This window comes from Mesorhizobium sp. M0293, assembly GCF_040321735.1.
Taxonomy (GTDB): Bacteria; Pseudomonadota; Alphaproteobacteria; order Rhizobiales; family Rhizobiaceae; genus Mesorhizobium.
This window is the reverse complement of sequence record NZ_JAMYSA010000022.1, coordinates 16,890-41,225: the sequence shown is the minus strand read 5'-3', so window position 1 is coordinate 41,225 and position 24,336 is coordinate 16,890. Positions and strand designations below refer to the sequence as shown.

Annotated in this window: 23 protein-coding genes; 7 read left to right on the top strand and 16 right to left on the bottom strand. The window is 62.1% G+C overall.

Going from position 1 to position 24,336, the window contains the following annotated elements; translation table 11 throughout:
- Positions 1-48: 48 nt before the first annotated feature.
- Complete coding sequence (locus tag NKJ06_RS11180) at positions 49-234, top strand: hypothetical protein (protein WP_352633066.1); 186 nt, start codon at positions 49-51, stop codon at positions 232-234.
- Positions 235-462: 228 nt separating this feature from the next.
- Complete coding sequence (locus NKJ06_RS11175; protein ID WP_352633065.1) at positions 463-1,416, top strand: alpha/beta hydrolase; 954 nt, start codon at positions 463-465, stop codon at positions 1,414-1,416.
- Positions 1,417-1,450: 34 nt separating this feature from the next.
- Here NKJ06_RS11175 and NKJ06_RS11170 read toward each other — a convergent pair whose 3' ends face one another.
- On the bottom strand, positions 1,451-2,350 hold the full coding sequence (locus NKJ06_RS11170) for a LysR substrate-binding domain-containing protein (protein WP_352809790.1): 900 nt from the start codon (positions 2,348-2,350) through the stop codon (positions 1,451-1,453).
- 221 nt (positions 2,351-2,571) lie between these two features.
- Between NKJ06_RS11170 and NKJ06_RS11165 the strand changes: the two genes are divergently transcribed.
- From NKJ06_RS11165 to NKJ06_RS11150, 4 genes are all read left to right on the top strand, one after another.
- Positions 2,572-2,757 (top strand): hypothetical protein, encoded by a 186-nt coding sequence (locus NKJ06_RS11165; protein ID WP_352633064.1) that lies wholly within the window; start codon positions 2,572-2,574, stop codon positions 2,755-2,757.
- Between the two features lie 338 nt (positions 2,758-3,095).
- Positions 3,096-3,230 (top strand): hypothetical protein, encoded by a 135-nt coding sequence (locus tag NKJ06_RS11160; RefSeq protein ID WP_013531161.1) that lies wholly within the window; start codon positions 3,096-3,098, stop codon positions 3,228-3,230.
- Between the two features lie 343 nt (positions 3,231-3,573).
- Positions 3,574-4,512, top strand: coding sequence for a GlxA family transcriptional regulator (locus NKJ06_RS11155; RefSeq protein WP_352633118.1), 939 nt, complete (start codon positions 3,574-3,576; stop codon positions 4,510-4,512).
- A gap of 11 nt (positions 4,513-4,523) precedes the next feature.
- Positions 4,524-4,697, top strand: a complete 174-nt coding sequence (locus NKJ06_RS11150) for a type II toxin -antitoxin system TacA 1-like antitoxin (protein WP_352633063.1) — start codon at positions 4,524-4,526, stop codon at positions 4,695-4,697.
- Between the two features lie 10 nt (positions 4,698-4,707).
- Here the strand turns inward: NKJ06_RS11150 and NKJ06_RS11145 are convergent, their stop codons facing one another.
- The 15 genes from NKJ06_RS11145 to NKJ06_RS11075 form a co-directional block, all read right to left on the bottom strand.
- Positions 4,708-5,490, bottom strand: a complete 783-nt coding sequence (locus NKJ06_RS11145) for an ABC transporter ATP-binding protein (RefSeq protein WP_352633062.1) — start codon at positions 5,488-5,490, stop codon at positions 4,708-4,710.
- On the bottom strand, positions 5,487-6,260 hold the full coding sequence (locus tag NKJ06_RS11140) for an ABC transporter permease (RefSeq protein WP_352633061.1): 774 nt from the start codon (positions 6,258-6,260) through the stop codon (positions 5,487-5,489). Before NKJ06_RS11140 ends, NKJ06_RS11145 begins: the two co-directional genes overlap by 4 nt.
- Before the next feature lie 85 nt (positions 6,261-6,345).
- Positions 6,346-7,296 carry an ABC transporter substrate-binding protein gene (locus tag NKJ06_RS11135; RefSeq protein WP_352633060.1) on the bottom strand — a complete coding sequence of 317 codons (951 nt, stop codon included), beginning with the start codon at positions 7,294-7,296 and terminating at the stop codon, positions 6,346-6,348.
- A gap of 157 nt (positions 7,297-7,453) precedes the next feature.
- Positions 7,454-7,798, bottom strand: a complete 345-nt coding sequence (locus NKJ06_RS11130; RefSeq protein WP_023757764.1) for a peptidase inhibitor family I36 protein — start codon at positions 7,796-7,798, stop codon at positions 7,454-7,456.
- 332 nt (positions 7,799-8,130) lie between these two features.
- Positions 8,131-8,979, bottom strand: a complete 849-nt coding sequence (locus tag NKJ06_RS11125; RefSeq protein WP_352633059.1) for a DUF1194 domain-containing protein — start codon at positions 8,977-8,979, stop codon at positions 8,131-8,133.
- Positions 8,980-9,064: 85 nt separating this feature from the next.
- On the bottom strand, positions 9,065-11,626 hold the full coding sequence (locus tag NKJ06_RS11120) for a GcvT family protein (protein WP_352633058.1): 2,562 nt from the start codon (positions 11,624-11,626) through the stop codon (positions 9,065-9,067).
- Positions 11,627-11,784: 158 nt separating this feature from the next.
- A complete protein-coding gene (locus NKJ06_RS11115; protein ID WP_352633057.1) occupies positions 11,785-12,543 on the bottom strand; it encodes an FkbM family methyltransferase in 759 nt (252 codons plus the stop codon).
- Positions 12,540-13,772 carry a hypothetical protein gene (locus NKJ06_RS11110; RefSeq protein WP_352633056.1) on the bottom strand — a complete coding sequence of 411 codons (1,233 nt, stop codon included), beginning with the start codon at positions 13,770-13,772 and terminating at the stop codon, positions 12,540-12,542. The genes NKJ06_RS11115 and NKJ06_RS11110 overlap by 4 nt, the downstream gene beginning before the upstream one ends.
- Before the next feature lie 21 nt (positions 13,773-13,793).
- A complete protein-coding gene (locus NKJ06_RS11105) occupies positions 13,794-15,224 on the bottom strand; it encodes an aspartate aminotransferase family protein (protein WP_352633117.1) in 1,431 nt (476 codons plus the stop codon).
- Between the two features lie 104 nt (positions 15,225-15,328).
- A complete protein-coding gene (locus tag NKJ06_RS11100; RefSeq protein WP_352633055.1) occupies positions 15,329-16,336 on the bottom strand; it encodes an NAD-dependent epimerase/dehydratase family protein in 1,008 nt (335 codons plus the stop codon).
- Positions 16,333-16,764, bottom strand: coding sequence for an EamA family transporter (locus tag NKJ06_RS11095; protein ID WP_352633116.1), 432 nt, complete (start codon positions 16,762-16,764; stop codon positions 16,333-16,335). Before NKJ06_RS11095 ends, NKJ06_RS11100 begins: the two co-directional genes overlap by 4 nt.
- 124 nt (positions 16,765-16,888) lie before the next feature.
- Positions 16,889-18,241, bottom strand: a complete 1,353-nt coding sequence (locus NKJ06_RS11090) for an FAD-binding oxidoreductase (protein WP_352633054.1) — start codon at positions 18,239-18,241, stop codon at positions 16,889-16,891.
- A gap of 2 nt (positions 18,242-18,243) precedes the next feature.
- A complete protein-coding gene (locus tag NKJ06_RS11085; RefSeq protein ID WP_352633053.1) occupies positions 18,244-19,677 on the bottom strand; it encodes a UbiA family prenyltransferase in 1,434 nt (477 codons plus the stop codon).
- 225 nt (positions 19,678-19,902) lie between these two features.
- A complete protein-coding gene (locus NKJ06_RS11080) occupies positions 19,903-20,166 on the bottom strand; it encodes a hypothetical protein (protein WP_352633052.1) in 264 nt (87 codons plus the stop codon).
- A gap of 160 nt (positions 20,167-20,326) precedes the next feature.
- Positions 20,327-22,816, bottom strand: a complete 2,490-nt coding sequence (locus NKJ06_RS11075; RefSeq protein WP_352633051.1) for a mechanosensitive ion channel family protein — start codon at positions 22,814-22,816, stop codon at positions 20,327-20,329.
- 206 nt (positions 22,817-23,022) lie between these two features.
- Between NKJ06_RS11075 and NKJ06_RS11070 the strand changes: the two genes are divergently transcribed.
- On the top strand, positions 23,023-24,282 hold the full coding sequence (locus NKJ06_RS11070; RefSeq protein WP_352633050.1) for a sarcosine oxidase subunit beta: 1,260 nt from the start codon (positions 23,023-23,025) through the stop codon (positions 24,280-24,282).
- Positions 24,283-24,336 lie beyond the last annotated feature (54 nt).

The following is a 24,336-nucleotide window of genomic DNA, read 5'->3' as shown; positions in this document are numbered from 1 at the left end:
CGGTCGAAGATAATCGTCGGCCGCTGCCGTTCTTCAAGGGAGATGAAAATGTCGATGTTCGGAAATCTCGGTCGCTTCGGTGTGACCATCAGGCAGACCCACGCCAGGAACAAGGCGATCCGCGCGCTGAACAGCCTGCCGGCGCATGTCCAGAAGGACATTGGTTGGCCGGCATCGCCGCCGAACGATCCGCAAGTCGCGCTTACCTCGCTGCTTCTGGGTACGTCGCGCTGATGACCTTCGCCGACAAATGCAAATTGCTCGGCAGACGCCGAGGATCTCGCATGTCCCCGGCGACCACCAGCAACCGGCTGCGTGCCGCACTTTTGCCGCGCCGCACTGCGGCGCGGATCACACCACCGTGTAGACACGGTGCAAATCTTGACATTTTCGGCCACGGCACGATCTTCGGAGATAGCGGGGGTTCTCTTAGTCGGCTTTAGCCGAAGTTCGTGTATTCGCATGCCAAGTTTGAAAAGCCACGTCGTGTCGTTTGTCCTTAGGCACAGCCGCAAGCAGGCGTTTGCCAGCCCGGAGAACCTGCAGCGCTGGATCGCTGCCGCGCGCAAGACCGAGAACCACCAGCCGCCTGCCTCACTGCACCAGCGTCTCGACATCGGGATGCATACGGTCGATGGCTTCCCCGTCTATGAAATCGCTCCGAGGACCGGTGAGCAGAAGCGGATTTTGTATCTGCACGGCGGCGCCTATGTCTTTGAAATCACGCCCTATCATTGGCATCTGATTGCCGACATGGCGGATCGGCTGGGCTACGGCATCACCGTGCCGATCTATCCCATCGCCCCCGAACACGACTTCCATGCCATGTTCGGCATGGTCGGCGACGTCTACCGCCAGATGCTCGACGAGACGGAGGCCGAAGACATCGTCTTCATGGGCGATTCCGCCGGCGGCAACATGGCCGTGGTGCTGACCATGATGGCGGCCGAGCAGGCTCTGCCGCTGCCGTCGCGACATGTGCTGATTTCACCCGGCCTCGATATGTCCCTTTCCAACCCCAAGCTGTTCGAGGCCGAACGCAACGATCCGTGGCTTGGCATTCCCGGCGGCCTGGAAGCGATCCGGATGTACAGCGCCGGCATCGACCGCAGCGACTGGCATATCAGCCCGGTCTATGGCGATCTGTCGGTGCTGCCGAAAACGCTGCTTCTGACCGGTTCGCACGACCTGCTCAGCCCCGACAATCTGATCTTCGCTGAGAAAGCGCGCGCCGCCGGCGTCGAAGTCGATGTCGTCTATGAGCAAGGCATGTTCCATGTCTGGCCGTTGATCGATATGCCGGAGGCACGCCGCGCCCGCCAGCACATCGTTGCGTTTCTCAATGAGAACCGCTCGCCGGTCAGGCAAGATGCGGAGACAAGGTTTGAGGCGCCCTCCGCCGAGGCGGCGCAATAGTGCTTTTCTCCTTGGATCCGGCGCTGCTGGCGGATCAGAACTTGCCGGTTTCCCGGAACACTTCGAAGGTCGCACGGATGTGGTCGGCGACGGCCTTGACCGGCGCACTGGCGTCCGGCGCCACCACTATCGCCAGATTGTAGGTGCCGATGTCGGGCATGCCGTCCTTCGGGCAGAGTTCGACCATGTCGTTGCCGAGGAATGATTTCGGCAGCGGCGCCACGGCGAGATCGGACATGATCGCGGCGCGCTGGCCGGCCGTGTGCGCGCTCATATAGGCGATGCGGTAGTTGCGGCCTTCGCGGCCAAGCGCATCGAGCGCTCCGGCCCGCCACGCGCAGCCCTCTTCCCACAACGACACCGGCAGCGGCTCGCGCAGATGCGCGCAGCCGCCCTTGGCGCCAGCCCAGACGATCGGCTCTGTCAGCAGCACCTCGGCGCCGAGCGCGCTGGTCTTGTAGGAATTGGTCAACAGCGTGATGTCGAGCGCCCGATCGTCCATGCGCCGGCGCAGATTGCTGCTCTGGTCGATGGTGACGTCGACGGCGATCGACGGATGCGACTGCGCGAAACGCTTCAGCACATGCGGCAGCACGCGCTCGCCATAGTCGTCCGGCGAACCAAGCCGCACCACCCCGACAATCTCGGGAATGATGAACTTCGACACCACCTCGCGGTTGATCGACAGCAGCCGGCGGGCATAGCCGAGCAGCATTTCGCCGTCCGTGGTCAGCGACACCGAGCGGGCGTCGCGCGCGAACACCGAGCGGCCGAGAATGTCCTCCAGCTTCTTGATCTGCATCGAGACGGCCGACGGCGTGCGGAAGACCGCATTGGCGGCAGTGGTGAAGCTGCCGGTCTCGGCAATCGCCACGAAAGTGCGCAAAACGTCGAGATCGAGCAGCGGCAGCGGATGATTGAGTGGGGCGTTCATGGGAACTGACCTTCAATTTTTCTGATACAAAGCATCATTCCATTTCGTTTGATTGAACATCAGATTGGGAGGATAGTCAACTCCATCGAAGCAGGTAGCTGCCACAAGCAGCCATGAAACGACCTCGACACAGACCTGCATTCGACACGAAATGAAGTTGAAACAGACCTGACATAACCAACGCGCTGTCTGGCATCCGCCAGCCACCAAAGGAGAATGAAATGTCTATCCTGTCGTCCCTCGGTCGGATCGCGACCGAATTCAGTGCGGCCCGCGCCCGCTACCAGACCGAACGCGCCATCCGCTCCCTGCCGATCGAACTGCAGAAGGATATCGGCTGGCCCGAAGCTTCCGACACCAAGACCAATGCACGCCATGGCGTCGGATCCTGGGCTGGAGCAAAGTAGATCGTGTGTACCATGTGCTGAAGGCCTGCCGCGCAGCCCGCCCGGCAGGCCTTCTCTATTTTATTTGCATTCAAATGAGTTTCGGAGCCATGTCGCCCGTGCATGACGCATATGAGAAAGCCGCATGGCAGCTCCTGTTTCCAATTAATTCGTTGTAAACAATCGTAAATTTCGGGCATCTTGCCCAATTTTGTCGCAATCGATGTCGTATTTCATATCAAGTGCTTCGCTTTTGCGATTTAGTTTCTGCTTACACAAGCCTATATCACCGCCAGCAAACGAGCTGCCCCACTCCATCAAGCGAAGGCGACCCGTCTGAGCAACAAATGGAGATGATTATGAAGCTTTTTGCACGCCTCTTCGCCCGCCGCGAAATGAACCTGACCACCGCTCTCGAGCGTCAGCGTCTCGCCAACACCATGCCCGGCCAGACTGGCGCCATGAATGCGGCGCGCCTCGGCTTCGTCGCCTGAAGATTTTTAGGGGCAGCGCATCCCTGCCGCTGCTTTGAAACTGTAACGCCGCCTCGCTCCAGTCAAGGCGGCGTTTTTGTTGCCTATGCGCACTTTGCCCATCTCTTGAACAGTTGGTGCTGTGTCCCGGGGCATTGCCGCACACCAATTGCCCATTTGCGACCCATGTCGCAAATTTAATCTTGTCCGGGCGGCGTAGCCGATTGACAGACATGGTTTTTCCTGATGTCGCTATGCTATTCGCGACATCCTGTTCGCGCCATGGCTGTGTGAGGTTCCCTTGAACGCCGTAAAGCATCCGATCAAGCGATCGTTTGTATTCTTCCTTGTCCCCGATTTCACCATGATCGCTTTTGCGACCGCGCTCGACCCGCTGCGCTCGGCCAATCGCATGCTCGGCTACGAGGCTTACCGCTGGCGCCTCGCCAGCATCGACGGCAAGCCGGTGCGCGCCTCGAACGGGGTCGAATGCGCAGTCAACACCTCGCTGGAGGATGAGCGCAAGAAGATGGCAGGTCCCGACCGGCCGAACATGGCAATCGTCTGCAGCGGCATCGATGTCGAGCGCTATCAGAACAAGTCGGCCTTCGCCTGGCTGCGCGAGGAGTACAATCGGGGCGTCGCCGTCGGCGGTCTGTGCACCGGCGCGCATATCCTCGCCGCCGCCGGCCTTTTGTCCAACAAGCGCTGTGCCATCCACTGGGAAAACCTGCCGGGCTTTTCCGAGGCGTTCCCGAAGGCCAATGTCTTCGCCGACCTGTTCGAGATCGACCAGAACATCTACACCTGCGCCGGCGGCACAGCGGCACTCGACATGATGCTGAAGCTGATCGGCGACGACTTTGACGAAAACCTCGTCAACCGCGTCTGCGAGCAGGTGCTGACCGACCGCGTGCGCAGCCCCACCGACCGCCAGCGCCTGCCGCTGCGCGCCCGCCTCGGCGTCCAGAACTCGAAAGTGCTGACCATCATCGAACTGATGGAAGGCAATCTTTCCGAGCCGCTGTCGCTGATCGAGATCGCCGACCATGTCGACCTGTCGCGCCGTCAGATCGAGCGGCTGTTCCGCACCGAGATGGGCCGCTCCCCTGCCCGCTACTATCTCGAAATCCGGCTCGACCGCGCCCGGCACCTGCTGATCCAGTCGTCGATGCCGGTGGTCGAGGTGGCGGTCGCCTGCGGCTTCGTCTCGGCCTCGCATTTCTCCAAATGCTACCGCGAACTCTACGCCCGCTCGCCGCAGCAGGAGCGCGTCGACCGCAAGCAGTTGCTGGCGGCCTGATCAGGTGTCACGTGAGTAAGAGAACGACCCGATCCGAAAAACTGGCCGACCGGCGCAGCTTTCGCCTCGACGCGAAGAAATGGGCTGCGTTCATGGCGGCTCTGGATGCCTCGACGCGTGACCTTTCACGCCTGAAACGCCTGTTGAGCGAGCCGAGCATCTTTTCCGATAGCGATCCAGTGTGAGCCAAGCTGTCTACACCTGCACCGTGCGCATCGCCTCGACCCGAATATCCTCCGTCAGCCGCGCCTTCAGCGCCGAGAATTCCGGGCTGGTCTTCAGCGTGTAATGGCGCGGGTGCGGCAGGTCGATGGCGACATCCGACTTGATGCGGCCGGGCCGCGCCGTCATCACGATGACGCGCGAGGCCATGAAGATCGCCTCCTCGATGTCGTGAGTGACGAACAGCACCGTCTTCTTGCGGCGTTCCCAGATGCCGAGCAGCAGCTCCTGCATCAGCCCGCGGGTCTGGTTGTCGAGGGCGCCGAACGGCTCATCCAGCAAGAGTATCTCGGGATCGTTGGCCAGCGCCCGTGCAATCGCCGTGCGCTGCTGCATGCCGCCGGAGAGCTGCTTCGGCCAATGGTTCTCGAACCCCTTCAGGCCGACAAGATCGACATAGGAAGCGACGATCCCATCCCGCTCCTCTTCAGGCATGCCGCGTTCGCGCAGGCCGAAGGCGATGTTTTCGGCAACCGTCAGCCAGGGAAACAGCGTGTAGGATTGGAAGACCATGCCACGGTCCGGACCCGGCCGGGTTACCGTCTTGCCGTCAAGCAGCACGCGGCCCTCGCTCGGTGCTTCCAGGCCGGCGACAATCCGAAGCAGTGTCGACTTCCCGCATCCGGACGGCCCGAGGATGGTGATGAAGTCGTTGGCGGCGACCGCCAGGTCGATCGGCATCAAAGCCTTGACCGGCTCTCCGCCGCGCACGCCGGCAAAGGTGCGCGAGACGCCTTCGATGAGAAGCTTGCTCACGCCAGGCTCCACGGAAAGAGCCAGCGGTTGAATGCCTTGAAGGCGAAATCGGACAACAGCCCGATCAGCCCGATGACGATGATGCCGAAGATGATCTGTCCCGTCGCCAGCCGCGACTGGCTGTTGATGATCATGTAGCCGATACCGGAGGACGAGCCGATCAGCTCGGCGACGATGACATAGGTCCAGGCCCAGCCAAGCACCAGCCGCAGCGTCTCGGCGATCTCGGGCGCATTGGCCGGCATGATCACCCGTTTGACGATGCCGTTGTTGGTGGAGCCCAGCGTATAGGCCGCCTCGACCAGGTCGCGTCGTGTGCTGCCGACCTTGACCGCGATGATCAGGATGATCTGGAACACCGAGCCGACGAAGATGACGAGCAGTTTTTCCAACTCGCCGATGCCGGCCCACAGGATGAGCAGCGGAATGAAGGCCGAGGCCGGCAGATAGCGGGCGAAGGAGACGAACGGCTCCAGAAACGCCTCCACCGGCTTCCAGGCGCCCATCGCGATGCCGATGGGCATCGCGACAACCGACGCCAGCAGGAAGCCGCCGAAAACCCGCCAGATGGTGATCAGTATGTCGAGCCAGAAACGGTCCTCGACCAGCAGCCGCCAGCCGTCCTTCAGCATCGACAGCGGATCGGCAAGGAAGATGCGGTTGACGTGGCCGCCGAGCGTGATCCACGCCCAGAAGGCGACGAACAGCACGAAGAAGGAAATGCCGAGCACGGTTCGGATGCCCGGCGAGACTGGATGCAAGGGGCGCATCGTCAAATCGTCCCCATCTTCGTCACTTGTCCAGGAGAAGGCGACGGCGCCAGGCGCCGCCGCATGATGGTCAAAGGCCGGACTGTCAGTTCGACACCGCGCTGGTGTCGGCCAGCGTGGCGACGTCGGGCGCTTCCTTGATCAGCCCCATTTGCAGCAGCAGTTCGCCGGCGGTCTTGGAAAAGTCCTGGAATTCCTTGGTGAAGAACTGCTTGTTCTCCGCCCTGTCTGCCCATTTCAGGTATTTCGCCGAATCCTCGAACTCCTTGGCCGACTGCTTCACGTCGGCGCCCATGGTCTCATAGGATTTCTGCGGATCGCTCTTGATCAGGTCGAGCGCTTCGAAATAGCTGTCGGCCAGCGCCTTGGCGGCATCGGGATTGGCCTTGAGGAATTCGGGCGTGCAGCCGACCGTGTCGAGCACCATCGGATAGTCGAGTGTGGTCGCCAGGATATGGCCCTGGTCGGACTTGTCGCGCACCGCCGAGATGAACGGCTCATAGGTCACCGCCGCATCGTTCTGCCCGGCGAGGAAGGCCTGTGCTGCCGCATCCGGCTCCAGATTGACGACGGTCACATCCTTGGTCGACATGCCGTTCTTGTTCAGCACCCAGGCGAGCATGAAATAGGGCGACGTGCCCGGCGCCGAGGACGCGACGTTCTTGCCCTTCAGATCGGCGACGGTCTTGATGTCGTTGCGGGCAACGATGCCGTCGGCGCCATAGGATTTGTCGAGCTGGAAGATCTGCTTGGTGGTGACCCCGCTGGCGTTCCACACCAGCCAGGTCTCGACCGTGGTGGCGGCGCATTGCAGGTCGCCGCTGGCTATGGCGAGCGGCCGGCTCGCTTGCGGCACCTTCTTCAAGGTCACGTTCAGGCCGTGCTTCTCGAAGATGCCCGCTTGCTTGGCAAGCGTCAGCGGCGCGAAGCCGGTCCAGCCGCTGATGCCGATGGTAACCGAAGTGGCGGCCATCGCCGGTGCGGACAGACCGGCGGCAAGTGTCAATGTTGCAGCAAGAGCGGCGATCCTGGTCATGTCAGTTCCCCTTTTGTTTTCGCTGAGGAAATTGTCTCACAGACGCTAGTCGGCTTGTCAATGAACAGCTTGGTGAGGCACCCGGCAGGCCTGGTGGCGAAGGCAGCTCGATCGGCAGCCCGAACAGGTGCGGGCGGCCCGAAACCCAGCATGGCCTTCAGTAGTCGTTGCAGTAGCACTCCGCCGAGGAGATGCGGTCGTTCCAGTCGCTGCCACCAAAATCGCGGATCCTGCGCCGTATCTCGATCGAGCGGCCCCCCATGCGCGAGTCCTCGTAGGCAACGAGCGTGCAGCCGCGGCGAACGATCACCGACGAGACACGGTCGTTCCAGAACTGACCGCCGCGAAAGTTCACGGAATCGTCGGGGCCCATACCGATGGACCGTCCGCGAAAATTCGCGTGCTCGAACATCATGCAGGCGGGCTCGTCATTGTATTGGGCGCTCGCGCCGTCTGCAAAAAGCACGGACGCGACAGCAGTCAGGATGGCTAGACGTTTCATCTGATGTTTCCTCCGTTTCGACCGCGGCCCCCTCCGGCTGGATAGCGCGGTCCGGCCATTTTGCCAATGCTTTGGCCGCCTGGCGTAGGGCACCGAACTCAGCTTAACAAAAGACCTGACGACAGCCAGTTCGGCGGTGTCGGCAGCTTTTGTGCCGGCAGCTTTTTAGGATAGGAATTTTTTCTTGACCCCGTGCCCTCAGCTATGGTACATATTCATCCATGGTGCTGATTTGCGCCAGTGACCCGCCGCACAGGCGGGTTTTCGTTTGATGCTCCGTCAGCCAACGCGCCGGCGAAGGCTGCGAAGGGACCGTTCGTAACCCCTGTCGCCTAGCGGCTGTCGAACATCCAGCTGCGGTTGCGCCACATTTTCTCGCCGACCAGGCAGTCTGTGGCGGGACTGTCCTGCGCCAACACCACCGGCGGATGCGCGGCTTCTGCCACCGCCCATTGCGGCGAGGCCGGGCCGGCGAGTTCCAGCACCAGTTTGCGGCGGATGGCTTCGGGAAACTGCGTCCAGTCGTTGACGGGGATCATGAAGGCTCCGGGGCCGCCGATGACGCAGTCGCTGTAGTAGCGATCGAGATTGTTGACGTCGTAGGCGCCAGTGAAGCCGCCTCGGGTCATCAGCGGCAGGCCGTTGATGACGATGCCTTGCTTGATCAGCTCGTCGCGAGTGAGGTTGACAGGCGCGCCCTGGTTGTTGGGACCATCGCCCGAAATGTCGATCACCCGCTTTGTCCCCTGGTAGCCGCTTTCGGCAAAGAGGTCGTTGCCGAATTCGAGCGCGCCGGAGATCGAAGTTCGCCGCGCACTGTTGGGAGGCTGGGCGGACAATTGCGCAACCACTCGCTCCGCGTCAGCGCGGCTGGCAATCACCGTCCACGGCACGATGACGCGCTGCCAACTGGTGCCGGCCCACTCGACATAGGTGACGGCGATTTTGCCGTGGGCGCCATCGGCAATGGCCTGCAGCACATTGTCGTGCGTCAGCGCCGCTGCATAACCGTGACGCTGGATCTCGAGTTCGTCCGGCGACATCGACAGCGAAACATCGACAGCCAGCACCAATTCCACATCGACCGGCTCATCCGCCTGGGCCGCTGGCATCAGCAAGAACATCAGCGCTAGAGCGGCGCTGCCTGAGAGCAAATGTCTTGCGCACGAGAAAGCAGACATTCCGCAAGGGTAAGCGAAAACAGCCCGTTTAAAAAGAGAAAAGCCCGACCAGGAGCCGGGCTTCGCGCTCACAATCCTGCAGCGATCAGCTGCGCGGCTTGAGGTTCTCAGGGTCGTAGAGCGGCTTGTAACCGACGGCAGCCACTTCGACGGGATATGTCTCACCGAAATACTCTATGGTGAGCTTGCGGCCTTCCTGGGCGTAGGCCCACGGCAGATAGGCGAGACCGATATTCTTGCCGATGGTCGGGCCATAGGCCATCGACGTGGTGAAAGACCGCCGGCCGAGCTCATCGACCAGCGTTTCGCCGGTCTTCGGGTCCATCACCGGCATCGTGCCGACGGGATAACGGGCAACGCCTTTGGAATCGACGTTTTCGGTCATCACAAGCGTGCACAGCATGGCCGGCTGGTGCTCGCGGGCGCGGTATTCGACATGCTTGGCCTTGCCGCAAAAATCGTTCTCCTTGACCTTCGGACGAGCGAGGTCCGCTTCGAGCAGATTGTACTCGGTCAAAAGGTCGGCGTTCTGCAGGCGCAGGCTCTTCTCCATGCGGCGCGTATTGGCATAGGTCTCGACGCCGAACGGCATCACGCCGGTCGAGCGCAACGCATCCCAGACGGCAAGGCCGTCCTCGTAGCGCATATGCAGTTCCCAGCCCTGCTCGCCGACATAGGAGATGCGGAAAGCCGTGACATCCTTGCCGCCAATCCTGACCGGCTTGATCGCCGCGAACGGGAAATTCTCATGCGAAAGCCCGTCCGGATTCTCGACAACTTTCTGCAGGGTTGCCCGGGCGTTCGGCCCCCAGATGCCGATGGTGACGTATTTCTCGGTCACGTCGGTGATGGTGACGTTAAAGCCTTTGTCCTGTGCGGTGCGGCGCATGTACTGGAAGTCGCGCGGGCCGGCGTCGGCGCCGTCGATCAAACGGCAGCGGTCGGCCATGCGGATGACGGTAAAGTCGGCGCGCACCATGCCTTCCTCGTCGAGGAAGTGGGTGTAGATGCCCTTGCCGATATTGTTGTCGCCACCGATCTTGGCCGCGCAAAGCCATTCCAGCAACGCGACATGGTCGGGACCTTCGATGTCGTACATGGCGAAGTGCGACAGGTTGACGATACCGACATCCTCGCTCATGGCGAGGTGTTCGGCATTGGAGACGCGCCAGAAATGGCGATTGTCCCACTCGTTCTCGCGCACCGGCACCCGGTTGCCGTATTTTTCCAGCAGATGCTCGTTGGCGGCATAACCATGGGCGCGCTCCCAGCCGCCCAGCTCCATGAAATAGCCGCCGAGTTCCTTCTCGCGCTCCCAGAACGGCGAACGTCTGATGTTGCGGGCCTTGGAAAAAGGCTCGCGCGGATGCACCGCCGGATTGTAGACCTTCATCGCCGTTTCGGTGCAGCGATCCCAGATGAACTGCTCCTTAGTCTGGTGCGGATAGAAGCGCGCATAGTCGATGGCGTGGTGATCGATCGCGGTTCGGCGGTCGGTCATCCAATCGGCGATCAGCTTGCCCATGCCGGGGCCGTCCTTGACCCAGATGGCGACGGCATACCACAGGCCCCGCACCTTCTGGCTTTCGCCCATCGACGGGCCGCCATCCGCGGTCACCTGCAAGAGACCGTTGAAGGAGTGGCTTTCGTTATAGCCGAGTTCGCCGAGGATCGGCGTCAGCTCCATGGCGCGTTCGAGCGGCGCCAGGATCTGTTCCATGTCGAGATCGCGCTGCGAGGGTGAAAGCCGCGCCTGGTCCTTCTCAAGCAGGTCGCGCGGGTGGCAAAGGCGCGGATTGGTCTCCTCGTAGTAGCCCCATTCGATCTGCCCGCCCTCAGCGGTCCTGGGATCGCCTGTGTCGCGCATATAGGCCGAGTTGCCCTGGTCGCGCAGCAGCGGCCAGCCGATCTCCTTGCCGGTGCCGGCGAACTCGTTGTACGGGCCGAAGAAGGTCAGCGGATGATCGATCGGCATGACCGGCAGGTCCTCACCCACCATTTCGGCAATTAGCCGGCCCCAGATGCCGGCGCAGACGATGACATAATCGGCCTCGATGGTGCCGCGATCGGTCACCACGCCTGATATGCGGCCGTCCTTGACGACAAGCGATCGGGCCGGCGTGTTGGCGAAGGACTTCAGCTTGTCCGACGCTTCAGCCTGGTCGACCAGCTTGCCGGCGACGGTCTGCGAGCGCGGAATGACGAGACCGGCGTCCGGGTCCCACAGGCCGCCCTGCACCATCGCTTCTTCGATAAGCGGAAATTTTTCCTTGATCTCGGCCGGCTCGATCAGCCGGGCGCGCGTGCCAAACGCCTTGGCCGACGCGATCTTGCGCTTGATTTCTTCCATGCGGCTGTCGTCGCCGACACGTGCGACCTCAAGCCCGCCGATGCGCGCATAGTGGCCCATCTTCTCGTAGAAATCGATGGAGTAGAGCGTCGTCCAGCACGACAGGAAATCGTGGCTGGTCGTGTAGCAGAAGTCGGAGGCGTGCGCGGTCGAGCCGATATCGGTTGGGATGCCTGACTTGTCGATGCCGACAATATCGTCCCAGCCGCGTTCGATCAGATGATGGGCGATCGATGCTCCGACAATACCGCCCATGCCGACGATGACGACCTTCGCCTTTTTCGGAAACTCTGCCATTGCCCGCGACTCCAAAGTGATAAAGCGGGCGGACTATAGGGCGGAGCGATGGGCCTGATGAAGCCTGTTTGCGACATTAGCAAAAAGCCGAGCGACCATCGGGTGAAATGGTTCACGTCGGGCGCCTTGGGCGGTTCGCTTTCCGAGGTGGAGCCAACTCACGCAAACGCCCAGACATCCTCGGCCTGGAACCCGACCTGGTAGCCCGCCGTCTTGAGCTTGACCACGACCTGGCCGATCTCCGCCGCCGGCAGCGCGCCGACCTCAACCTTGATCATGCCGGGGCGGTAGCGCTTGAGGTCGAGCTGTTCGAAGACGATCCAGTCGGCGCCCTCGCAATCGACCAGGAAGGCGTCGATATGGGTGATGCCGTTGCGGTCGAGCAATGTCTGCAGCGTTTCCGACGGCACCTCGATATCCCTGAGATGCGGTGCGAACTTGTTGAAGTTGATGTCGGCCTCGCCCCAGGCATTCTTGCCCGACATCAAATTGGTGTCGGTGACCGACGAGCAGCCGATGAACTCGATGGGCAGCGTGCCGGCCTCAAGTGCTGCGGCATCGAAGGTGTGGACGGTGATCGTGCCTTTGGCCTTTGTCACCGCCACCGGCTCGATGATGAAACGGTCCGTGTCGCGATAGTTGGCGCGCAGTCTCTTCTGATTATACGGGATCGGCTCGACGAGCATGGCGCGCGCGCCCGGAATACGGTGCAGCCACGGCGTCACATCGTCGAACAGCGCGCCGTCGCAGGCACCGACATTGACCATCTGAAATGGCCGCCCTGCCCTACCGAAACGCGCCTTCAGCGCCGCCTTGGCCAGGAACTTCGTGCCGCGCAGCGACGGCCCGCGATCGAGCAGACCGGCCGGAAGCCCCAGCGACAGGGCTACGCGCGCCAGGCTGGATACCGAACTCATGGCTTGTCTCCAGGAATGATTTGCAAGGTGGGGCGATGCTGGCCACGCCCCGCCGTTGCCCACAGAGCCATGAGCGGCGTCGCCAGCAGCAGGAAGGATGGGATCAGATGCGGGAAATAGATGCGCGTGTCGTGAATCGGGAAGACGGTGAACTTCGCCAGCGCACCGAGCACCAGCGCCGCAAACAGGATGCCGGCGCGGCGATCGAGGCGGAAGCCTGCGCGACCGGCCGCGTACCAGCCGGCCAGTGCCAGCACCGATACGCCGACCCAGCTGTTCAGGCTGACGGCACGCAACAGCGAGGTGGCAAAGGCCCTGAGATAGGCTGCAACCGAGAATGGCGGCTCAAACCCGTCCATATTGTAATGCTGCTCGATGCTGGAGAACCACAGATGCGGCCACCAGCCGGGATGATGAGCCCAGTGCGAAATGGCGAAATAGGCGATGAAGGACGCAGCAAAGCCGACCAGCGCGCCCCATGCCTTCTGCCGGAAGGCGACCAGCAATACCGCGAAAACAGCAAGGAAAACAATATTGTCCGGCCGCACCATGAAGGCGAGGAAGAGCAGGATCGCCGTTGCCACCTCGCGACCGCGGACATAGGCGTAAAGCCCGCCCAGCAACAGCGCCGAGCACAACAGGTCTGGCGTCGAGGCACGCGCCGCATCGCCGAAATCGGCCATGATCATCACCGCGCCGACCAGAGGCGCCAAGGCCAGCGCGCCCTCGGAGCGCAGCCAGAGCAACGTGATCGTGCCAAACAGCACCACGGACAACACCGAGACGAGGCGCATCGCCTCGACCGGCGACATTACCGCGCTCAGTGTCGACAATATCTCGGCATAAAGGAACTTGATCCGGTACATGCCGAGCAGCGAATGGAAATCGGCGGCATTCTCCGTCATATGGCTGCGAAAACCGCCGCCATCATCGGTCAGCGCCTTGTAGTCGCCGGCCGAAACGCCTGATTTGACAGTATTGTAGGCGTAGTCGTGCAGTGCCTGCGCATCGGGATAAGTGCGTTCCTCTGATATGGCGAGATAGGGCAGCATGTCCCAGTTGGCGTCCGGCATCACCCATGCCGTAAACGCCGTCAAAAGGATGTAGAGCGCGAAGGTCGCCGCGCCGATCGGTGCTGCCAGCCGCGTATAAGTCCCCTCGCCCCACGCCAGACCGGCCTCGGTAAGCCGGTCGAGCGGGGTTTTCGGAGCGGGAGACTTGGTCAGCATGGTCTTGCTCGGCGCCTTCGCTTAACGGACTTGGCTTTTGACGAAGTCCTTCACGATCGACACGATGCCGCGCGACAGCAGGCTGTCGAAGGCATCGACGAAGCGGTCGACATGCTCACGCTGGCAGATCAGTGGCGGCTCGAGCCGGATGACGTTGCGGTTGTATTCGGTGAAGGCGACGAGCACGTCATAATCGCGCAGCAGCAGCGCCCCGACGAAGCCGGACAGCGAGCCCTTCAGCTTGTCGTCGAGCACGCTGACGATCGGCCGCAGCACCATCGGCAAGGTCTGCGAGAAGTCGTGGAACTCCAGGCCGATCATAAAACCCTTGCCGCGCACATCCTTGATGATCTTCGGGTATTTTTCCCTGAGCGCCTGCAGCCGCTGCAGCAAATAGTCGCCGGTGACGGCGGCATTGTCGATCAGCCCCTCGTCATAGAGCACGTTGAGTCCCTCTATCGAGGTGACGCAGGCCTCGCCCATGCCGCCGAAGGTCGCCATGGCGTGGATCATCGCCGTCTTCGGCGTGCCATAGGCCTTCATGTAGACCTCTCGCCGGGCAATCATGGCGCCGACCGCCGCCTTGCCGGCGCCGAGCGACTTGGCCAGCGCCGTCACATCGGGAATGACGCCGTAATGCTCGAAGGCATAGAAGCGGCCCGAACGGCCGTAGCCGCACTGCACTTCGTCGGCGACCCACAGCACGCCATACTGGTCGCAAAGCGTGCGCAGCTTCTGCCAGTATTCGGCCGGCGCCTGGATGATGCCGCCGCCGCCCTGGATGGTCTCCAGCACGATGACGCCGACCTCGGGGTCGGAGCGGAACAGGCGCTCGACGGCTTCGATGTCGGCAAAGGGGATGCGGACGGTGTTGTCGGCCATCTTGAAGTCGGCGCGGTAAAGCTGGCCGTCGGTGATGCCCAGCACGCCCTTGGTCTTGCCGTGGAAGGAATTCTCGGCATAAACGATCTTCGGTCGCTTCGGGCCGGCGGCGCGCTCGGCGAGCTTCACCGCCGCTTCCATGGCTTCCGAGCCGGACGAGCCCAAAAACACCATGTCGAGATCGCCAGGCGAGCACTTCGCGATGTTGTGCGCAAGGGCCGCCGCATATTGCGACATGAAGGCGATGGCGATTTCCTGGCGCTTCTCCTCCTGGAATTTCTTGCGTGCTTCCAGAATACGCGAATGGTTGTGGCCGAAGGCCAGCGAACCGAAGCCGCCGAAGAAGTCGAGGATCTTGCGGCCATTCTGGTCGATGTAGAACATGCCTTCGGCGCGCTCGATCTTGATCTTGTGGAAGCCTAGCAGCTTCATGAAATGCAGCTGGCCGGGGTTGAGATGCGCCTTGAACAGGTCGGTCATGCGGGCGACGTCCATCGCCTTGGCCTGTTCGACGCTGATCAGGTCAGGCTTGGCGATGGTGGCGGGCGACAGCGACGGCGCGCTGACCATGGTGCGCACGTTCGTCTGTTCGGGCTTGGCCATGACGGTCATTTCAGTCTCCTGTCTGCACGCACGACCAGGATCGGGCGCAACGAAATCTGTTTTGCGAGCCGCTATTCGGCGGGCACATGTTTGGTGGCGACAGCATGACCGGCCTTCTTGGCGCGGTACTCGCTGTAGGCGGCGATCAGCATGTCCTCGTCGCGATATTGCGGCACCCAGCCGAGTTGGCGCCCGGCCTTGGACACGTCGAGCACGCACTCCTCGTCGGCGATCAGATATTGCTCCGGATCCATGATCGGCATGTTCATGAGGTCGAGCAGGTCGAGCGTGCGCTTCACCGCCCAGCCGGGTGTCGGAATCAGGATCGATTTCGAGCCGGCATGCCTGATCAGATCGCCGAGCAATTTCCTGACCGGCGGCGGATTGAGCGAACCCAGATTATAAGCCTCGTCAGGCACACCGGCTTTCCAGGCCGCGCGGGCGGCCTCGGCACAATCGAACACCGAGATGAACTGATAGGGATTTTTGCCCGAACCGATCATCGGCACGGGGAAACTCCAGTCGATCAGCTTGAACAGTTTTTCGAGGATGCCGAGCCGACCGGGTCCGATAATCAGGCGCGGGCGAAACAGCGAGATCGACATGCCGCGCTTGCGCCATTCGGCGGCCAGCTCCTCGGTCTTCTGCTTCGACCAGCCATATTCGCCGAGCGGCGCGACCGGATGCTCTTCGGTCATCGGCTGGGTGACCGTGTGGCCGTAGATCATGTCGGTCGTGTAATGGACGAGCTTGGCTGCGCCGGCTCTGTCCATGGCCTGCATGATATGCTCGGTGCCATGGAAATTGACCGGGAAGAAGAAGTCGTGCCGCTTGGCGCGCACCTGGATCGGCGACAGCATCTTGGCCGACAGATTGTAGACCATGTCGTCGACCTTCAGCCCAACCCTGGCAACGGACGCAGGATCGGTGACATCGCACTTGATGAAGCGGACGCTGCGGTAGTGCGGCAGGTCGCTCCTGACGATGTCGGCGACGACAACCTCTTCACCATCGGCCATAAGTTTCGGGGCAAGGTGGCGGCCGACGAAACCGTCGCCGCCGAAAATCACATGTCTCATCGAACGGTCTCGCTGTGAATCTTGTCGGACGAAAGGGAAGCTGTTTCCGTGTCATGCCCGCGTCCACTTTGCGCGATCAGCACCGTGCCGACGCAGATGCAGGCGATGCCGGCGATGCGCCAGCCATTGAGGTCCTCGCGGAAGACGAAATAGGCGAAGATGGCGACAGCGACATAGGCGAGGCTGAGGAATGGATAGGCGAAGGAGAGCTCGACCTTGGACAGCACATAGAGGTGCGAGGCCATCGAGATGACGAAGGTGCAGAGGCCCAGGAACACCCACGGACTGAAGACGATCTGCAACAGCTTGACCAGCGGATTGACGCCCTCGAACGAGATCGGCCCAAGCGACATCATGCCTTGCTTCAGCATCAGCTGTGCAGCAGCATTGGTCACGACGGTGAAGAGAATGAAGACGATGTATTTCATGTGTTCCAAGCCACCCCTTCACGTTTACTACTACAAACCCGCAAACATTTCGTGAAGCCACAAGAATGTTTTGAGTGAATCCTGGATTTAACGATTTGATAACCAAGAATTACTCAGGTTTTATCTATTCCGCCGCCTCGATCACGCCGCGCCGCGTGTCCAGGTTCCCTGCCGTCCGCGCCCAGAAATCAGACATGAAGGCGGGATCGCGCAGTGTCTCCAACCGTGCCCATTCGGGAAAGGACGAAGCGAAGATGTCGGCGCCCATGCGGGCGTCCTTGTAGGGGTTGACCGCGCCGCCGGCCGCGACCGTGATGCGATCGAGTTCCCGCAGCAAGGCGAGCGTCGCAGCCCCCCTGTTGGGGAAATCCAGGGTCAAAGTGTAGCCGGGGCGCGGAAACGACAGCAGCGCCGGCGAGCGGATCGAGCCGAAGCGTTTCAACACGGTGAGGAACGAGCCCTGCCCGGCTTGCCTCGCAGCCGCCAGCAGCGCCGGCACCGCCTCGCGCGCCGTCTCTTCCGGCACCACGCTCTGGTGCTGGAAAAGCCCTTTCGGTCCGTAAAGCCGGTTCCAGTCGCGCACGCCGTCGAGTGGGAAGAAGAAGCCCTGATATCCGACCTGGCGCGGCACGGTTGCCCGGCCCTTCTTCCACCTGTAGGCGGCGTTGAAGGCGGCCAGGAACGGCCGATTGAGCACATTGAACGGCGGCTGGACCGGCACCGAGAGATTGCCGCCGGCTCGCGAGGCGGCATGCGAGCCGTGTTCTGCATGATTGCCTGACAACAGCAGCCCTCGGCCACTGTTGCGGCCGCCGGCAAGCTGGTCGATCCAGGCCACCGCGTACTCGTTGGCCTGATCGGCAGCCTCGGCCAGGCCGAAGAATTCGCTCAGATCGCGAAACGGCGTCGCCTTCTCGACGATGTCGAGGGAAGGAACCCGCATCAACCTGATCGAGGCAGACAGGATGACACCGGTCAGCCCCATGCCGCCGATCGTCGCCCGAAACAGCCGCGTATTGTCTGATGCCGAGCAGCGACGGGTCTTCCCGTCGGACCTGAGCAGCATGAAGCTCTCGACATGGCAGCCGAATGTGCCGCGCCGGTGGTGATTCTTGCCATGCACGTCGTTGGCGATGGCGCCGCCGAGCGTGACGAATTGCGTGCCTGGCACAACCGCCGGGAAGAAGCCGTAAGGGGCGGCGTGGGCGATGATGTCGGACAACAGCACGCCGGCATCCGCCTCGAGAACACCGGTTTCGGCGTTGAAGGCGCGGATCCGGTTCAGCGATCGCATGTCGACGACCGCGCCGGCCTGGTTCTGGCAGGAATCGCCGTAGGAGCGCCCGTTGCCATAGGCAAGCAAAGACGCTGGCTTCGCCTGACCGCCCTTCAGCAGCGCGATCGCCTCATCGGCGCCGATCGCGCGCGGCGCCGGCGGTGTGGCAAGGCCAAAGCTGGGGAAGCGTCCGGCGGCCATGCCTACCAGCCCCCGATGACCAGCATCACCGCGCCGATCAGCACCACGATCTGGCTGCGCCAGTCGCGAATGATGAAGACGACCGGATCGTCATGCATCTCGTTGCGGCGCGCCAGGATCCAGACACGCATGGTGAGATAAAGCACGATCGGCGCCAGCGGCCAGATCAGCCACGGATGCGGATAAAGCTCGCGCACCGCGACACTGTCCATGTAGAGCGCCAGCACCAGCGCCGAGGAGAAGGCCGAGGCCACGCCGGCCTGGGCGACGATCTCCTGGTCCTCGGTGCGATAGCCGCGGCCGGCAATGCGCTCGCCATGTGGAATGGCGGTGGTGCGCAGTTCGACGAAGCGCTTCACCAGCGCCAGCGACAGGAAGAAGAAGATCGAGAAGGCGAGCAGCCAGAACGAAACGTCGACGCCGGTCGCCGCCGCACCGGCCAGGACGCGGATCGTGTAGAGGCCGGCGAGCGTCAGTACGTCGACCAGCAGCATGCGTTTGAACGACAGCGAATAGGCCGTGGTGACGACCATGTAGCCACCGAGCACGGCCAGGAATTCAGGCGACAAGAACAGCCCGGTGCCGACGCCGATCGCCAAAAGCACCGCGATCGCGCCAAGGCCGAACGGGATCGACAGCGCACCACTGGCGAACGGCCTATTGCGCTTGGTGAGGTGTTTGCGGTCGAGCGCGAGGTCGAAGAAATCGTTGAGGATGTAGATGGCCGATGCCACCGCGCTGAACGAGACGAACGCCAGCAGGCATTCCCAGATCATATCGGTGTTGAAATATTCATGCGAGAGCACCATCGGCACTGCAATCAGCGAATTCTTCAGCCACTGATGGACGCGCAGCATCTTGACGATGGTCCGCAAATTTGGCTTCGGCACCGGCATCGTCTCGGCGCCGTGTGCCATCTGCCAGCGCGCGGCATGGCGGTCGGACGCGACGACAATCGCGTTGCGCGCGGCGTCGAAGACCTGGAGGTCGTGGCGGCTGTTGCCGGCATAGTCGAAGCCGCCATCGCCATAGGCCGCGATCAGCGAGGCCCGCTTCCTGCCCGAGGTGAGATTGGCGAGACCGTCGGTGGCCAGCACCCGATCGAAAATGCCGAGATGGGCAGCGATGGCGTTCGCGAACTTGCGCGGCGTACCGGTCGCCAGCACGATCTTGCGGCCCTCGGCGTGCTCGGTCCGAAGGCGGCAAAGCAGCGTCTCACGATAGGGCAGCGATGCCGGATCGATGTCGATGCGCTGCGCGATCGCCTGCTTCAACCGCGCCGGGCCACCGGCCGCCCAGAAGGGCACGAGGAAAATATAGAGCGGGTTCTTCTTGAGAAGGATGAACAGCCCTTCCCACAACAGGTCGGTCGCGATCAGCGTGCCGTCGAGATCGACCGCAAGCGGTATTGCGTTCCTGTCCGACCGCGCATCCATGTCTGTCCTGCCCTGCCCGCGTATGTTCCGGAACCCCGGATCTCGTTGCGCGCCGCTTTTCGGCGTCTTGAGGCTGGTATAGCGGGGAACGGCGTAGCGAACGTTAAAACGCACGGTTGTAGACGGCTGCCGTGGTGGTATTTCCGGCGTCATTGTTAAACAATCGATACCGGAAACGATAAAAGGCCGAGCAAATGCCCGGCCTTTCCAATCATGCCACCAAAATTACTTGATGCGGGCGACGCCGCCTGAGATTTCGACCGTTTCCGAGCCGGTCAGGGCTTCGAGGTCGCCATTGGGCAAGGTGACGAAACAGCCATTCGGGCAGAACTCGACCGTTTCGCCACCGGCCAGCGCAAGGTCAGTCTTGCTGCCGCCCTCCGTCACGATCAGCGTGCGGGTCTCGGCGTCCTTGTTGACCGCGCTTGCGGCATGGGCCGAGCCGATGGCGGCGACCAGGGCGACGGCAGCGACGAGAGACTTCCACATGTTGCAATATCGGTGTTCCCACCGCCTCTGTTGCATTTCGCAAGGCATTTTCGCCTTTGCATGGGAGCTTATATGAGATGGAAGCTGAACCGCAACTGAATGCCGCATTCATGCCGCAATTGGCTTTAGCCGGGCAGGCTGGCTGAACATCGACATACCCCTAGTCGGGATCGGGTTTGCGCAGCTTGCGCCCCGTCTTGGCGGCCCGTTTCGCTTCGGCCGCGGCCTCTACCCTGGCCTGCTCCTGTTCGGCGAAGTCGGCCTCGATCTTGTCGTCGTCGGTCGGCCAGGCCTTGGGCTTGTGGACTTCGACGACGGCGCGCGGCGTCGAGGGAATCTCGATGTGCTCGCCGCTGAATTTTTCGAGCACGGCAAATCGGATGTCGTTTTGCGCGACGTTGCCGTTCATCACATCGGCCAGGAACACGCGGATCTCGAATTCGAGTGCGGCGGGCCCGAAATTGGAAAACAGCACGAAGGGTTCGGGATTCTTCAGCACCAGCGGATGGCCGCGTGCGATGTCCAGCAGGACGGCATGAACCTGCTTGACGTCGCTGCCATAGGCGACGCCGACCTTGATGTCGATGCGGCCAAGCTTGTTGCGGTGCGTCCAGTTGCCGACTGCGTTGTTGATCAGGTTCGAATTGGGCAGGATCACCGATTGCCGCTGGAAGGTTTCGATCTCGGTTGCGCGCACGCTGATCTTCTTCACGGTACCGCTGACATCGCCGGCGACGATCCAGTCGCCGACCTTGAACGGCCGCTCGGCCAGAAGGATCAGGCCGGAAACGAAATTGGACACCACATTCTGCAGGCCAAAACCGATACCGAGGGAAAGAGCGCCGGCAACCAGTGCCAGACTGGACAGATCGATGCCCGCTGCAGAGATGCCGACCAGCGCCGCCAGCGCGACACCGGCATAGCCGACCGCCAGCCTGATCGAATTGCGTACCCCGGTATCGACCTTGCCGCGTGCCATCACCGAACCGTCGAGCCAACCCTGGAACCAGCGCGTCAGGAAATAGCCGATGATGAAGACGACGATGCCCGAAAGGATGCCGGTGACCGAAATCGTCACCGAACCGATATTGATCCCGGTTGCCAGTTTGTAGGCCCAGGCCTGGATGTCGCCGGGCTGGAAGCCCCACATCAGCAGGATCAGCGGCAGGAACACCAGCACGATCATCACATTGATGGCGACGCTGACGACGAGGCCGAGTTGGTCGAGAGCCGTATCCTCATAGCTGGAATTGGCCGACAGCCAGCGCCCGACGGATGTGTTGGCGAAAGCGCCCTCCTCGCCGATCGCGCGCGCCGACAGGAAGCCGATATAGGCGGTGATCAACGCGGTGCCGGTAACCACGACCTGTAGCGACACGAACAAGGCAAGGCCGATATAGCCGAGCAGCGCGGCAATGATGGTGAAAAGGCCAAGCGCAAGCGATGTGTAGCGCAGCCATGCCGGCCACGGCCGCCAGCTTCCATCACGCGCCTTGAACGGCCTCAGCATCGCCATCAGGATCAGGATGACGCCGACGATGATGGTGGCGCCAAAACTGCGGGCGATGGTCAGCGACAACGGCGAGCCCATCTTGTCGTTGACGATCGACAGGAAATAGTTGACGCCGATGACCACGGCCATGGCGGTCGTCAGCCGCACCAGCCAGCGCGCCGGGCCGGTTTCGACGGGAATGAGCCGCCAGTTCGGCAGCCGCGGCTCGAGCGCCGCATTGGTCAGCCGGTTGACGCAGAACACCCCCGCGATGACGGCCGCCAGCGCATTCAGGAAGACACCGATGTCGCCGCGTAACACATTGTAATAGTTGAAAAAGAACACCGTGGAGGCGAGAAACACGCTGACCGCCAGCGACGGCAGCAATGTCGACCAGAAGGCCACCGACAAGCGGCTGAGATAGGACGGATCCTCGTTGGAAGGATCGGCTTCGAACACGCGTCCGAACAGCCGCCTGCCGCCGACCAGCAGCACCAGCGCCAGCCCGAGCGCCACGAAGGTCGCTGCCAGGATGGCCTGGAACTTGAACTTGAAAGCGAAGCTCAGCCAGGACGACACAGCCTTGTACAGGTTGGCATATTCGTCCTGGGCGTCGGAGAAGACCTGCGGGCTCAGGGCATCGGACAGCACGTAGCGCTTGGTCAAAAGGTTGCGGAATAGCTCGCTGCGTATGTTGCCGATCCTGTCGATCAGCCCGCTGATGCGGATCGACAGGTTCTGCGCGCTGGCGACGACCGCGTTGATCTCGGCCTTTTCCGACGCCAGCGCCTGGCGTTCGCCGGTCACTATGTCGGGCTCCTGCGGCTGGCCCGCCGCGGGCGACGGACCCAGCATCTCGATCCGATTGTTGATATCGGTGAGGCGAGAACGGAACGCCAGCGCACTGGTGAGTGCCGCCCGCGACAGATCCTCCAGCTGCAGACGGACATCCACCAGCGAGGCATCGTCCTCACCGTCCTGCTGTATCTTCTTGTCGAGGTCGTCAGTCTTGGCCGTCAGGCCCTGAATGACTTTCTGCTGATCGGTGATCAGTCCGGCGGCGCCCTGGCCGAGCGCTTGCGCCATGGCGTCGAACGAGGGCGGCGCCGAGAAAACGAGCGCGAGAATCAAAATGCGGCGAAGCAATCGGAAAATCATGATTTTGACGGCGACTCGTGCGGCAAAGGCAATTTGAAAGCCTGTCCTTGATAGAGACGGCCATATCATGGGGCAAGCCGTCGCAACCATCGCTGGCCCATCCGATCACACAGGCGTCGGCCAGTCGAAAGGCCATGGCGCAATATTGGCTTTGCCGATGCGGCCTGCTCTATAGTCTGCCGCATTGCCCGAACCGGATGACAATGATGGCAGAGTACTCGGCCTTTTCGCTGCTCGCGAACGCGCTCAAGGGAAACAAGGACTGGAAGCCGGCATGGCGCAAGCCGGACCCGAAGGCATCCTATGATGTCATCATCATCGGCGGCGGCGGTCACGGGCTGGCCACCGCCTACTATCTCGCCAAGGAACACGGCATCACCAATGTCGCCGTGCTGGAAAAGGGCTGGCTCGGCTCTGGCAATGTCGGCCGCAACACGACGGCCGTGCGCTCGAATTATCTGCTGCCGGCCAACACCCGCTTCTACGAACATTCGATGAAGCTGTGGGAGAACCTCTCGCACGACCTCAACTACAACGTCATGTTCTCGCAGCGCGGCTGCCTGAACCTGGCACACACGCCGGCCCAGTTCGACGAGTATGCAAGGCGCGGCAATGCCATGCGCCATCTCGGCGTCGATGCGGAATTGATGACGCCGGCGCAGATCAAGCGCCTGATCCCGGCGCTCGACATCTCCGACAGCGCACGCTTTCCGGTGGTCGGCGGCCTGATGCAGCGGCGCGCCGGCACCGCCCGCCACGATGCGGTGGCCTGGGGCTATGCGCGCGGCGCCGACCGTCGCGGCGTCGACATCATCGAGAATTGCGAGGTCACCGGCTTCCTGCGCGACGGCGACCGCGTCACCGGCGTCACCACCTCGCGTGGCGACATCCGCGCCAAGAAGGTGGCTGTCGCGGTTGCCGGCAGCACCGGACGCGTCATGCAGCTGGCCGGCATCGAGACGATGCCGATCGAGAGCCATGTGCTGCAGGCCTTCGTCACCGAATCGCTGAAACCCTTCATCGACACGGTTGTCACCTTCGGCATGGGCCATTTCTACATGTCGCAATCGGACAAGGGCGGCCTCATCTATGGCGGCGACATCGACGGCTACAACAGCTACGCCCAGCGCGGCAATCTGCCTGTCGTCGACGAGGTGATGAGCGAGATGCTGGCGCTGTTTCCGGGCCTTGCCCGCGTGCGCATGCTGCGCTCCTGGGGCGGCGTCTGCGACATGTCGATGGACGGCTCGCCGATCATCACCGCCGGTCCCTTGCCCGGCATGTATCTCAACTGCGGCTGGTGCTATGGCGGCTTCAAGGCGACGCCGGCTTCCGGCTGGTGCTTCGCCTGGACCATCGCCAAGGACCAGTCGCATGACCTCAACGCACCCTTCACCCTCGACCGCTTCCACCGCGGCCTGGTGATCGACGACAAGGGCCAGGGTGCAAACCCGCGGCTGCATTAGACCATGATCCGGAAAAGTGGATGCCGGTTTTCCGATAAGATCATGGTCAAACAA